We start from the raw sequence: 11,637 nt of genomic DNA, 5'->3' as shown, positions 1-11,637 counted from the left end.
GCCTTCACCGCGGCTTTGAGGTCGCCGGCCTGCGCGGCCGCCAGGGCCGCCGCCCGAGCCGACTTGCGCTCCCCGGGCGCCGCCGCGTCTGCGTAGGCCTGGGCGGCGGCGACGGCGTCGTCGTGCAGGCCGCGCTCCAACTGCGCCCAGGAAGCCGCGTCGAACTGAGACCAGGCGGGCGCCTGCCTTGTCAGATCGTAGGCCAGCGTGTGGTCGCCCGCAGGGTCCAGCCCGCCGCGCAACAGCGCGATCACCTCGGGCAGCCACACCGGCACGCCCTCGGCCCGCAGGCGGGCGGCCAGGGTCTCAGGCGGGGGCGTCCACGCCGCCTCGGTTTCCGTCGACTCGCCCTGCACCCGCACGCTCTCCCCGATCGCAACGAACATAGGGGCGCCGCCCAAACGAAAGAAGCCGCCCTCTTGCGACGGCGGCTTCCTCGTAGGTCAGTCCGGTTGGGACCGTCAGGCCATGTAGGCCGGCATCCAACCTTCGTTGGCCTTGCGCAGCTCGGCCAGCGGCACGCTGAACAGTTCGCGCGAGGCGAAGGCGTCGCCGCCGGCCTCACCGGCCACGATGGCGTGCACGCCCGCCGTCTTGGCTTCGGCCAGCAGGGCGTCGGCGTCGCGGGTGGCGATCAGGTAGCGGCCCTGGTCCTCGCCGAACAGGAACGGGTGGGCGTGGTCGGTCGAGGTGGCGATCAGGGTGACGCCGACGTCGGCGGCCAGGGCCATGTCGGCCGCGGCGGCGACCAGGCCGCCGTCCGACAGGTCGTGCACCACCTTGGCCCGGCCCGAGCGGATCAGGCCGCGCACGAAGTCGCCGTGCTTCTTCTCGATGGCCAGGTCGACCGGCGGCGGGGCGCCTTCCTCTCGGCCGAACAGGGCGCGCAGGTACATCGACTGGCCCAGCTCGCCCTTGCTGTCGCCGATCAGCACCAGGGTGTCGCCGGCCTTCAGCCCGCCGAAGCCGGCGCGCAGGTCGTAGTCGGGGATCAGGCCGACCGCGCCGACCGTGGGGGTCGGCGGAATGGCGACGCCGTTGGTCTCGTTGTAGAGGCTGACGTTGCCGCTCACGACCGGGAAGTCGAGCGCGCGGCAGGCCTCGGCCATGCCTTCGATCGCGCTGACGATCTGGCCCATGATCTCCGGACGCTCGGGATTGCCGAAGTTCAGGTTGTCGGTGATGGCGATCGGGTCGGCGCCGACGGCGGTCAGGTTGCGCCAGGCTTCCGCCACCGCCTGCTTGCCGCCTTCGTACGGGTCGGCCTGCACGTAGCGCGGGGTGCAGTCGGAGACCACGGCCAGCGCCTTCTTGGTGCCGTGCACGCGCACGATGCCGGCGTCCGCGCCGGTGGCGCTGTCGGCGACCGTGTCGGCCATGACGTGGCGGTCGTACTGTTCCCAGATCCAGCGCTTGGACGCCATGTCCGGCGTGCTCATCAGCTTCAGCACCGCGTCGTTCCAGTCGGCCGGGGCCGGGACCTGCTTGGGGTCGAGGCGGGCCGGCGGGGTCGGCTTCACGAACGGACGCTCGTACAGCGGCGCGTCGTCGGCCAGCGGGGCCAGCGGCAGGTCGCAGACCACCTCGCCCTTGTGGCGCAGCACGATGCGGCCGGTGTCGGTGGTCTTGCCGATCACCGCGGCGTCGAGGTGCCACTTGGCGAAGATGCGGTGCGCGTCGGCCTCGCGGCCGGGCTTCAGGATCGCCAGCATGCGCTCCTGGCTCTCCGACAGCATCATCTCGTAGGCCGACATGTTCTCTTCGCGCTGCGGCACGGCGTCGAGGTCGAGTTCGATGCCGACGCCGCCCTTGCCGGCCATCTCGACCCCCGAGGAGGTCAGGCCGGCGGCGCCCATGTCCTGGATCGCCTCGACCGCGCCCGAGGCCATCAGCTCAAGCGTGGCCTCGATCAGCAGCTTCTCGGCGAAGGGGTCGCCGACCTGCACGGTCGGGCGCTTCTCTTCGGAGTCCTCGCTGAACTCGGCCGAGGACATGGTCGCGCCGTGGATGCCGTCGCGCCCGGTTTTGGAGCCGAAGTAGACCACCGGCAGGTTCGGGCCCGGGGCGGCCGAGTAGAAGATCTTGTCGGCGTCGGCCAGGCCCACGCACATGGCGTTGACCAGGATGTTGCCGTTCCAGCCGGCGTGGAAGTTGGTCTCGCCCGCCACGGTGGGCACGCCCACGCAGTTGCCGTAGCCGCCGATGCCGGCGACGACGCCCGCGACCAGGCGCTTGGTCTTCGGATGGTTCGGATCGCCGAAGCGCAGCGCGTTCAGCAGGGCGACGGGACGTGCGCCCATGGTGAAGACGTCGCGCATGATGCCGCCCACGCCCGTCGCCGCGCCCTGGTAGGGCTCGATGTAGGACGGGTGGTTGTGGCTCTCCATCTTGAACACGGCCGCCTGGCCGTCGCCGATGTCGACCACGCCGGCGTTCTCGCCGGGGCCCTGAATCACCTTGGGGCCGGAGGTCGGGAACTTGCGCAGATGGGCGCGCGAGGACTTGTAGGAGCAGTGCTCGCTCCACATCACGCTGAACACGCCGAGCTCCACCAGGGTGGGCTCGCGCTCCAGGCGCTTCAGGATCAGAGCGAACTCGTCGGGCTTCAGACCGAACTCGGCGGCGAGCTCGGCGCTGGTCTTGGCGGGGGCGGCTGCGGTCATGGCCGGGCGAATTAGCGGATTCAGACGCCGGGGAACAGGGCGCCGCGCTCATGCGCTTCATCGCAGGGGTGTGTGAGGAGTTTTTTGTGATGACCCCGCAAGTCCGAGACCAGGCGACGCCGGGCGGTCAGGCGGCCTCGCCCTACGGCCGCGACATCCGTCAGAACGAGAAGGTCCAGGGCGAGGAGAAGGTGTTCGCCTCGGACGTCGACGGCGGCGCCGGCGGCGACGCCGAACAGGTCGACATCGCGGCCGACGACGTCGGCGCCTCGGCCATGGCCCAGCACTTCGAGCAGGAGTGTCGCTCCCACCAGGACAAGCGCGTGGGCTCGACCCCGGCGATCAACCGCAGCGGCGCGATCGTGTGTGGCCCCGAGGGCGACGAAGTCGACCCGGGCGCGGGCTGAGGCAGACGCTCATGATCACCCGGCCGCACGTGCCCGACCTGCCGCAGACCCCCGACCTGGACAGCCCCGAAGAGCGCCGCGCGTTCGAGCGCAGGGCCGCCGAAGAGGCGATGGAGAGCGAACACCAGGTCTTCGCCGGCAGCGCCCGCCACGTCGGCGGCGTCGAGTTCGACGATCCGGGCGTGTTCGAGATCGACGAGGCCGAGGAAGACCCCGACACGCTCGGCCGCTACGCGGAGCCGACCGCGCCCGCCGCCACGCCGCGCAAGCCGCGCCGCAGGAGACCGTCATGACCCGCAAGCGACCCGAAGACCGCGAGCCGGACCGCGCCTCCGCGCGGCGCGAATGGAAGGGCGACAGCACCGGCCAGCCGATGGACGAGCTCTACAATCCCACCGAAGTCGGGTCGTCGCGCATGCGCCAGCAGGGCCTGGGCATGGGCGAGGAGGAGCTCAGGCTGCAGCGCGACGCTCGCCGCGAATTCCACGTCCGCGAAGACATGCCCGGCGGCGAACCGCCGCCGCCTGAGCCGCGGCGCCGGCCGGACAAGCGGCAGTAGTCGTGTTCGGCCGCCGCGGCACGGCGCGGGCGGCCGCCGCCCGCCCACAGGTGGCGCGCTTCGAGAACTGGGGCGCGCGCCGGTTGAACGCGCCCTTCGTGCACGAGCGGCGCGCCTGGCGCACGGCGCCGGACACCTGGTGGCTCCAGCCGTTGGCCGCCGAGGCGGTGGCGCTGTGGAACCGCCTCAGGACCCGGGCGGTCGCGCCGATAGCCTGAAAACAAAAAGCCCCGGCGTGCCGAGCGGCGCGCCGGTGAACTCGGTTCGGTCAGGGCCTCAGGCCGCGGAGGCCATCACGCTCTGGAACAGGGCGGCGCCGTCGGCCGAGCCCAGGGCCGCTTCGAAGGCGCGGTCCGGGTGGGGCATCATGCCCAGCACGTTGCCCGTCTCGTTGACGATGCCGGCGATGTCGCGGGCCGAGCCGTTCGGGTTCTCGACGTAGCGGAACACGACCTGGCCCTCGCCCTCGATGCGCTCGAGGGTGGCTTCGTCGGCGAAGAAATTCCCCTCGCCGTTGCCCTGGGTCATCATCACCCGACGCTTCTCGCGGTAGCCCGAGGTGAAGCGGGTCTGGGCGTTGGTGACTTCCAGCTCGATCGGCTTGCAGACGTACTTCAGGCCCGAGTTGCGCAGCAGGGCGCCCGGCAGCATGCCGGCCTCGCAGAGGATCTGGAAACCGTTGCAGATGCCCACCACGGCCACGCCGCGCTCGGCCTCGGCCTTCACGGCGCGCATCACCGGCGACTGGGCGGCCATGGCCCCGCAGCGCAGGTAATCGCCGTAGGAGAAGCCGCCCGGCAGCACGATCAGGTCGAGACCCGACGGCAGGGCGGTCTCCTGGTGCCAGACCATCTCGACGGGGGCGCCGGTGGAGCGTTCGACCGCGACCTTGCAGTCACGATCGCAGTTGGAACCCGGGAAAACGACGACGGCGGCTTTCATCGGCTCAGGCCACCTCGATCCGGTAGCTCTCGATCACCGTGTTGGCCAGCAGGCGCTCGGCCATCGACTTGATCTCGGCTTCGGCCTTCGCCTTGTCGGCGTGGTCGAAGTCGAACTCGATGGTCTTGCCCACGCGGACATGGCCGACGCCGGACCAGCCGAGATCGTGCAGGGCGCCCTCGACCGCCTTGCCCTCGACGTCCAGCACGCCCGGTTTCAGGAAAACGTGGACCTTGGCCTTCACCTTAAACTCCGTTCGTCGGACCGGCGGATGCGCCGGAAGCGCCGCGGGGAGGCGGCGCGGGAAGTCTTGCGGACCGCGGCGGGGCTGTTAGCCCACGCCGCCTTCGATCACCCGCGGCATGTCCTTCATGATGCCCAGGCGCTTGGCCACCTCGGTATAGCTCTCGATGACGTTGCCGAGGTCGCGGCGGAAGCGGTCCTTGTCGAGCTTTTCGTTGGTGGCGGTGTCCCACAGCCGGCAGCTGTCCGGGCTGATCTCGTCGGCCAGGATGACGCGGCTGAAGTCGCCTTCGAACACGCGGCCGAACTCGATCTTGAAGTCCACCAGGGTGATGCCCACCGCGCCGAACATGCCCGACAGGAAGTCGTTCACGCGGAGCGTCATGGCCAGCATGTCGTCGATCTCCTGGGTCTGGGCCCAGTTGAACGCCGTGATGTGCTCCTCGGTGACCAGCGGGTCCCCGAGCTTGTCGTTCTTGTAGTAGAACTCGATGATCGAGCGGGGCAGCTGCTGGCCTTCCGGCAGGCCGAAGCGGGTCGCCAGCGAGCCGGCCGCGACGTTGCGGCACACGACCTCGAGCGGGACGATCTCGACTTCCTTGATCAGCTGTTCGCGCAGGTTCAGCCGCTTGATGAAGTGGTTCTGCACGCCGATGGCGTTCAGCCGCGTCATCACATACTCGCTGATGCGGTTGTTGATGACGCCCTTGCCTTCCAGGACCGCCTTCTTCTGCGCGTTGAACGCAGTGGCGTCGTCCTTGAAGTACTGGATCAGGGTGCCCGGCTCCGGACCCTCGTAAAGGATCTTAGCCTTGCCTTCGTAGATTTTCTTGCGGCGGGTCATTTGAATTCGCTTCCCCGGGGAGGGGTGTCGGTCTCCGGAAACAAAAACGCGCGGCCCCAGATTTCCGTCTGGACGGCGCGCGCTCCGGAATCGGCCTCGACACGTATATAGGGCCGGGATCAAACTAACGGAACGGGGCACGGGGCGCAAACGGCGCGACCTGTCGTCGTGGCGTTGCGCCGCAGGCTTGAGAGGTTCAGGTTAACGATCGGGGCCACCTGCGGAGAGGCGGATGACGATCTTCGACGAGCGCGAGCAGGCCTTCGAGGCGAAGTTCGCCCACGACCAGGAGGTCGAGTTCAAGGCGCACGCGCGCCGCGACCGGCTGCTGGGCCTGTGGGCGGCGGAGCGGATGGGCCTGTCGCCCGAGAGCGCCGAACAGTACGCCGCCGTCCTGGTCCGCGCCGACATAGGGCGCAGCGGCGAGGACGACGTCGCCCGCAAGGTCATTCAGGACCTGAGCGCGTCCAACGTGGCGGTGCCCGAGGCGGTGCTGCACCAGAAGATGGACGAACTGCTGGCCCAGGCCCGCGAGCAGATCCGCTCGGGCCTCTAGCGCCGCCTCAGTCGTCGCGCAGCCAGCCGACTACCGACAGGCGCGGCGCGGCCGCGTAGGGCGCCACCGGGGCCACCGAGTGCATGCGCGGCACGCCGAACAGGGTCAGCATGTTGAAGCCCGGCGTCAGGCCGCGCTCGATCTCGCCGGCGTCGTCGTGGAACAGCAGTTGGCCGCCCCAGTCCGGCCGCCAGCCGCGGGTGAAGCCCAGCGTGTAGGCCGCCTTGCGGCGCGCGGTGCCGGCCTTCTGGTCGGTGCGGTCGTCGTGCAGGGTCAGGAAGTCGTTCGGGCGATAGAAGGTCGCCTGGGCGTCGGCCTTGGTGACGCCGGCCGCCCGGATCACCGCCGCCCCGAAGTCCAGGAACGGCCGGCTGTTGATGAACTCGGTCACCTGGTGGATCGGGTGGCCGGGATCGCGCCGCTGCACGTAGGCGCGGATCATCGGGTAGCAGAGATAGACGTAGGCGAAGCCGGAAGCGGCCCGGGCCGACACGTCCTGCAGCTTGCGGGCGATGCCGTCGCGGCCCAGCGAAGCCAGGGCGTCGCGCGTCAGGGTCTCGTCGCCGCCCATGGCGTCGGACAACGCCATCTCCCAGGGCATGGCGTTGTTCAACATGGCGGCGACGTGCTCGGCCGCTTCAGGTTCGAGCACGTCGCGGATCTGCACCACGCCCTCGCGCGCGAAGGTCTCGGCGTAGGCCTCGACCTCGAGCGCGGGGTTCAGGCGCAGCGCCGTCATCTCAGGCGCCCCCGAACACGCGGGCGAACACCGTGTCCACATGCTTGGTGTGGTAGTCGAGGTCGAACACGGCCTCGAGCTGGTCGGCGGTCAGGTTGGCGCTGACTTCCGGGTCGGCCTTCAGGAAGTCCAGGAAGGCGCCTTCGCCGCGCCACACCTTCATGGCGTTGCGCTGGACGGCCGCGTAGGAATCCTCGCGGCTCATGCCTTTCTGAGTCAGGGCGAGCAGCACGCGCTGAGAGTGCACCAGCCCGCCCAGGCGGTCGAGGTTCTTGGCCATGTTCTCGGGATAGACGTTCAGCCGCTCCATCACCCCGGCCAGGCGGCGGAGCGCGAAGTCGAGGTGGACGGTGGCGTCCGGGCCGATGCCGCGCTCCACCGACGAGTGGCTGATGTCGCGCTCGTGCCAGAGGGCGACGTTCTCCATCGCCGGCACCACCGACGAGCGCACCAGGCGCGCCAGGCCGGTCAGGTTCTCGGTCAGGATCGGGTTGCGCTTGTGCGGCATGGCCGACGAGCCCTTCTGGCCCGGATCGAACGGCTCTTCCGCTTCCAGCACTTCGGTGCGCTGCAGGTGGCGGATCTCCATCGCCAGACGCTCGACCGAGGAGGCGACCACGCCCAGCGCCGCGAAGTAGGCGGCGTGGCGGTCGCGCGGGATCACCTGGGTGGACACCGGCTCGACGGCCAGGCCCATCTTGTCGGCGACGTAGGCTTCGACCCGCGGGTCGACGTTGGCGAAGGTGCCGACCGCGCCGGAGATGGCGCAGGTGGCGACTTCCTCACGGGCGGTCTCGAGGCGCTTCTTCGCGCGCACGAACTCGGCGTAGTAGCCGGCCAGCTTCAGGCCGAAGGTCACCGGCTCGGCGTGGATGCCGTGGCTGCGGCCGACGCAGGGCGTGAACTTGTGCTCCAGGGCGCGGCGCTTGATGGCGACCAGCACCTTGTCGACGCCTTCGATGAGCAGGTCGGCCGAGCGGACCAGCTGAACGGCGAAGCAGGTGTCGAGCACGTCCGAGGAGGTCATGCCCTGGTGCAGGAACCGGGCTTCGTCTCCGACGATTTCCGCCACGTGGGTCAGGAACGCGATGACGTCGTGCTTGGTGACCCGCTCGATCTCGTCGATGCGGTCGGAATCGAAGCTGGCGTCCTTGCCCTTGGCCCAGATCGCCTCGGCGGCGCTCTTGGGGATCACGCCGAGCTCGGCCATGGCCGTGGCGGCGTGGGCTTCGATCTCGAACCAGATCTTGTACTTGGTCTCAGGCGACCAGATGGCGGCGGCTTCGGGGCGGGCATAACGAGGGATCATGGCGCGCTGATTAGAAGAGGAGCGCCGTGTGTCAATCTCGGCCGTGAAACTTCCGGACGAAACGGGTGGGCGCAGTGTCGCGGAGCTGCGTGGTTACGCGGTGTGCGCGGCCCCGCGCGCGGGCACCAATCTGCTGTGCCAGGTGCTGGCCTCGACCGGCGTGCTGGGCCGGCCGCTGGAGTATTTCAACGGCCCGGGCCGGCGGAGCTGGGACATTCCCGACTATCCCGACGAGCCCCGCCGCCAGCTGGAGGCGGTGGTTCGCCACGGCCGCACGCCGAACGGGATCTACGGGCTGAAGCTGTTCGCCTTCCAGTCCGACGCGCTGGGCCTGCCGTGGGCGAGTGTCCTGCCCGAATTGCGGTTCGTGCACCTGCGCCGCCGCGACCTGCTGGGCCAGGCGCTGTCCTGGGCGCGGGCGCACCAGACCGGCGCCTTTCGCGCCGACGCGGCCGACGTACGCACGCCCGCCTATGACGCGGACCTGATCGCGGACTGCCTGCGCCGGGTCGTCGTCGAGGAGGCGCGCTGGCGGCTGTTCTTCGCCCGCAACGGGGCGGCGGCGCTGGAGCTTTCCTACGAGGACGTGGTCGCGGCGCCGGAGGCGGCCGTCCGTGCGGTGGCCCGCCTGGTCGGGCTGACCGAGGCGCCCGCGCATGACGCGGCGAAGGTGTCGGTCCGAGTTCAGCGCGACGACCTGAGCGAGGCCTGGCGCGAACGGTTTCTGCGCGATCGCGGCGACCTCGGCTTCGTCGATGCGTTCTGACCGGGTTGCGTCGCGCGCCGTCGCGACTAGAACCGGAACGACGTTCGGTGAAAGGCGAGGCTCATGTTGGAATTGGTGATCGGCGACAAGAACCTGTCCTCCTGGTCGCTCCGGCCCTGGCTGGTGCTGAAGCGCACCGGCGCGCCGTTCATCGAGACCCTGGTGCGCCTGAACCGCGACGACACGCCCGCCCAGATCCAGAAGCATTCGCCCAGCGGCATGATCCCGGCGCTGAAGGTCGACGGCGAGGTGATCTGGGATTCGATGGCGATCTGCGTCTACCTGGCCGAGACCTTCCCGCAGGTTCAGATGTGGCCCAAGGACCCGATCGCCCGGGCCCTGGCGCGCTCGGCCGCCTGCGAGATGCACGCCGGCTTCGCCTCCCTGCGCGGCGAGTGTCCGATGGACCTGTCCAAGCGGGTGAAGATCGACGTGTCGCAGGCCACGGCGGTGAACCTGCGCCGGCTGTCGGCGCTATGGGGCGGCATGCGCGCCCGCTTCGGCCAGGGCGGCCCGTTCCTGTTCGGCGAATGGTCGATCGCCGACGCCTTCTACACGCCGGTGGCCACCCGCATCCGCACCTACGGCCTGGTGATGAGCGACTACGGCGACGCCGGCGCGGCCGGCGCCTACGTCGAGACCCTGCTGGAGCAGCCGGAATTCCTCGAGTGGGAGCGCGCGGCGCTGGAAGACGCTAAGGCCGCCTAGATCAGGCCCTTCTCGCGATACAGCGCCGTCTCGTCGCCGGCCACGAAGGCGCAGATCTTCGTGACGCCGTCGCGGGTCTGGGTCAGGTAGGCGACGTCGAAGTCGATGCTCAGCGCCTCGCCGTCCTTCTTCTCGTAGTCGGCGGTGAAGAACACCTTGGCCAGGTGGTGGCGCTCGTCGATCGGCGTGACCGCCACGCCCCGCACGCTCATCCGCCGGGTCCCGATCGAGCGGTAGAAGGCGTAGCCCTTGTCCAGGGTGGCGGCGAAGCCGTCGTCGTTGTGGCCGCAGCTGACCCCTGCGGGCCCAGCCGCCAGGAAGCAGTCGGTGTAGACGCTGCGGATCGAGTCGAGGTCGGGCGTGTCGGTCAGGGCGCGGTTGAAGGCCTCGGCGTAGGCGCGAAAGAAGCTGTCCAGGTCCGGCAAGCCCCGCCTCCGTGCACCGCGAGGCCGCCAGCCTACTTCACGCCCCTGGCCTTGTCGCTCAGCAGCGGTTCGATCCGTCCCGGGGCCAGCTTGCCCTCGCGCGCCATGCGATCGAGGAAGGCGGTGGCGTCCTCGTCGCCGGCCAGGAAGTTCTCGCGCTTCATCAGCTGGTAGATCGCCCCGGCCAGCACGTGCATGCCGTCGTCCGCCTGGGCCCAGCGCTGGTCCGCGTCGGTGAAGTAGACGATGCCGACCTGCTCGCCGATCAGCTGGTCCAGCGCCTTGACCATGTTCTCGTCCACATAGCCTTCGAAGCTGTTGTAGCCGTACTTCGGGTCGTGGGCCTGCCAGCGGCCGAACACGAACGGGTCCTGCCGCAAGAGCTCGATCAGCGCCTTGACCCGCGGGTCCTTGGGGTCGAACGGCGGGTGCATCATCTCGTGGATGGCGGTGGCCCCGATAATCGCCATCACCCGGTCGTCGCCGTACATCACGTCGGTCAGGAACCGCGTGCCGGTGATGCGGATGCCGTGCGGCCGGCAGAACCGGGTAGCGTAGACGGTGATCTCGTCGGATTCGAGCTTGCGGCCGATCGCGCGCTCGATGGTCGGCACGACGTCCGCGGCCGCCAGCTTCGGCGCCAGTTCGCGCGCGCGGGCCTGCGACGGGCCGCCGGCGCGTTGGGCCCAGTAGGTCTCGAAGCCGCTGTCGCGGTACCAGCGCAGCATGATCAGCAGGTCGGGGCGAAGCCGTTCGAAGCGCTGCCAGGCGCCGTCGTCCCAGTAGGTGGTCCGGGCGAAGGCCGCGCGCATGGCTGCGGGCTTCTCGGTCGCCGCGATCATCTCGTCCAGGGTTTCGGCGTCCGAGGCGGAATAGGCCAGGGCCAGCCAGGGGCCGGCCAGGGCGCCGTCAGCCTTGAAGGCCTCGTGCACGCGCTTGAAAGCGGCGTGGGCCTGGGGCGTGAGCCGCCCGTCCAGTTCGGCGCGCTCCTTCTCGTAGTGCGTCACATAGAAGGGATCGTCGGCCAGCACCCCGGTCAGGCACAGGGCGTCGTACTTGAGCGACGGCTCCAGCCGCCAGCGCGTCTGGGCGGTGGTGGGCGTGGCGATCAGCAGGGCGGCGGCGATGAGCGAGAGCGTGCGCATGGACGCTGGATATCGTCGCGCTCCGGGCCGGTCTTGAACGGGATTAGCGTCGCGCGCGCCGCCAGGCGCCGGGCGTCAGCCCCATGCAGGCGCGAAACTCGCGGGTCATGTGCGCCTGGTCGGCGTAGCCGTGCCGGGCGGCCAGTTCCGCCAGCGGCGTCGCGCCCGCCAGATCGACGCACAGCCGCAGCACCCGCTGGCGGCGCGCCCAGGCGCCCACGGACGCGCCGGTCTGGTGGCGGAAGGCGCGGGCCAGATGGGTCGGGTGCCGGTCGGCCAGGGCCGCGAGCTGGTCCAGCGACCAGCGCCGCTCCGGCGCGGCGTCCAGGGC

General features: G+C 70.0%; 17 protein-coding genes. 7 read left to right on the top strand and 10 right to left on the bottom strand.

Features of this window, described 5'->3' with window-relative positions:
• Both G3573_RS16140 and purL read right to left on the bottom strand, forming a co-directional pair.
• Window positions 1-386 (bottom strand): hypothetical protein (locus G3573_RS16140; RefSeq protein WP_205598296.1); only part of this gene is annotated, 386 nt, incomplete at its 3' end.
• A gap of 75 nt (window positions 387-461) precedes the next feature.
• The gene (purL, locus tag G3573_RS16135) at window positions 462-2,663 is read right to left on the bottom strand and encodes a phosphoribosylformylglycinamidine synthase subunit PurL (protein ID WP_163262479.1); all 2,202 of its coding nucleotides are present in this window, start codon (window positions 2,661-2,663) and stop codon (window positions 462-464) included.
• An 89-nt stretch (window positions 2,664-2,752) separates the two neighbouring features.
• Here purL and G3573_RS16130 point away from each other — a divergent pair, with 89 nt between their 5' ends.
• The 4 genes from G3573_RS16130 to G3573_RS16115 are packed head-to-tail and all read left to right on the top strand — an operon-like array spanning window position 2,753 to window position 3,847.
• Complete coding sequence (locus tag G3573_RS16130) at window positions 2,753-3,070, top strand: hypothetical protein (protein ID WP_163262477.1); 318 nt, start codon at window positions 2,753-2,755, stop codon at window positions 3,068-3,070.
• A gap of 11 nt (window positions 3,071-3,081) precedes the next feature.
• Window positions 3,082-3,363, top strand: coding sequence for a hypothetical protein (locus G3573_RS16125; RefSeq protein ID WP_163262475.1), 282 nt, complete (start codon window positions 3,082-3,084; stop codon window positions 3,361-3,363).
• A complete protein-coding gene (locus G3573_RS16120; RefSeq protein ID WP_163262473.1) occupies window positions 3,360-3,629 on the top strand; it encodes a hypothetical protein in 270 nt (89 codons plus the stop codon). Before G3573_RS16125 ends, G3573_RS16120 begins: the two co-directional genes overlap by 4 nt.
• Before the next feature lie 2 nt (window positions 3,630-3,631).
• On the top strand, window positions 3,632-3,847 hold the full coding sequence (locus G3573_RS16115) for a hypothetical protein (RefSeq protein ID WP_163262471.1): 216 nt from the start codon (window positions 3,632-3,634) through the stop codon (window positions 3,845-3,847).
• A gap of 58 nt (window positions 3,848-3,905) precedes the next feature.
• Here the strand turns inward: G3573_RS16115 and purQ are convergent, their stop codons facing one another.
• The 3 genes from purQ to purC all read right to left on the bottom strand — a co-directional run bounded on the left by purQ (window position 3,906) and on the right by purC (window position 5,658).
• A complete protein-coding gene (gene purQ / locus G3573_RS16110; RefSeq protein ID WP_163262469.1) occupies window positions 3,906-4,571 on the bottom strand; it encodes a phosphoribosylformylglycinamidine synthase subunit PurQ in 666 nt (221 codons plus the stop codon).
• 4 nt (window positions 4,572-4,575) lie between these two features.
• Window positions 4,576-4,815 carry a phosphoribosylformylglycinamidine synthase subunit PurS gene (gene purS, locus G3573_RS16105; RefSeq protein ID WP_163262467.1) on the bottom strand — a complete coding sequence of 80 codons (240 nt, stop codon included), beginning with the start codon at window positions 4,813-4,815 and terminating at the stop codon, window positions 4,576-4,578.
• Between the two features lie 87 nt (window positions 4,816-4,902).
• The gene (purC, locus tag G3573_RS16100; RefSeq protein WP_163262465.1) at window positions 4,903-5,658 is read right to left on the bottom strand and encodes a phosphoribosylaminoimidazolesuccinocarboxamide synthase; all 756 of its coding nucleotides are present in this window, start codon (window positions 5,656-5,658) and stop codon (window positions 4,903-4,905) included.
• Window positions 5,659-5,890: 232 nt separating this feature from the next.
• Here purC and G3573_RS16095 point away from each other — a divergent pair, with 232 nt between their 5' ends.
• Window positions 5,891-6,214: a DUF1476 domain-containing protein gene (locus G3573_RS16095; RefSeq protein ID WP_163262463.1), complete on the top strand. Its 324-nt coding sequence runs from the start codon at window positions 5,891-5,893 to the stop codon at window positions 6,212-6,214.
• Between the two features lie 7 nt (window positions 6,215-6,221).
• Here G3573_RS16095 and G3573_RS16090 read toward each other — a convergent pair whose 3' ends face one another.
• Both G3573_RS16090 and purB read right to left on the bottom strand, forming a co-directional pair.
• Window positions 6,222-6,953 (bottom strand): 2OG-Fe(II) oxygenase family protein, encoded by a 732-nt coding sequence (locus G3573_RS16090; RefSeq protein ID WP_163262461.1) that lies wholly within the window; start codon window positions 6,951-6,953, stop codon window positions 6,222-6,224.
• 1 nt (window position 6,954) lies between these two features.
• Window positions 6,955-8,262, bottom strand: a complete 1,308-nt coding sequence (gene purB / locus G3573_RS16085) for an adenylosuccinate lyase (protein WP_163262459.1) — start codon at window positions 8,260-8,262, stop codon at window positions 6,955-6,957.
• A 100-nt stretch (window positions 8,263-8,362) separates the two neighbouring features.
• Between purB and G3573_RS16080 the strand changes: the two genes are divergently transcribed.
• Window positions 8,363-9,028 carry a Stf0 family sulfotransferase gene (locus G3573_RS16080; protein ID WP_163262457.1) on the top strand — a complete coding sequence of 222 codons (666 nt, stop codon included), beginning with the start codon at window positions 8,363-8,365 and terminating at the stop codon, window positions 9,026-9,028.
• A 66-nt stretch (window positions 9,029-9,094) separates the two neighbouring features.
• Window positions 9,095-9,736 carry a glutathione S-transferase family protein gene (locus G3573_RS16075; RefSeq protein ID WP_163262481.1) on the top strand — a complete coding sequence of 214 codons (642 nt, stop codon included), beginning with the start codon at window positions 9,095-9,097 and terminating at the stop codon, window positions 9,734-9,736.
• Here the strand turns inward: G3573_RS16075 and G3573_RS16070 are convergent.
• From G3573_RS16070 to G3573_RS16060, 3 genes are all read right to left on the bottom strand, one after another.
• The gene (locus G3573_RS16070; RefSeq protein ID WP_163262455.1) at window positions 9,733-10,161 is read right to left on the bottom strand and encodes a nuclear transport factor 2 family protein; all 429 of its coding nucleotides are present in this window, start codon (window positions 10,159-10,161) and stop codon (window positions 9,733-9,735) included. The two genes, G3573_RS16075 and G3573_RS16070, sit on opposite strands and share 4 nt — an antisense overlap.
• A 32-nt stretch (window positions 10,162-10,193) precedes the next feature.
• A complete protein-coding gene (locus G3573_RS16065) occupies window positions 10,194-11,306 on the bottom strand; it encodes a hypothetical protein (protein ID WP_163262453.1) in 1,113 nt (370 codons plus the stop codon).
• Window positions 11,307-11,349: 43 nt separating this feature from the next.
• On the bottom strand, window positions 11,350-11,637 hold a 288-nt coding region (locus G3573_RS16060), incomplete at its 5' end, for a helix-turn-helix transcriptional regulator (protein WP_163262451.1).

The sequence above is a fragment of the Caulobacter sp. 17J65-9 genome (genome assembly GCF_010975005.1).
Lineage (GTDB): Bacteria > Pseudomonadota > Alphaproteobacteria > Caulobacterales > Caulobacteraceae > 17J80-11.
This window is presented reverse-complemented; position numbering and strand designations above follow the sequence as displayed.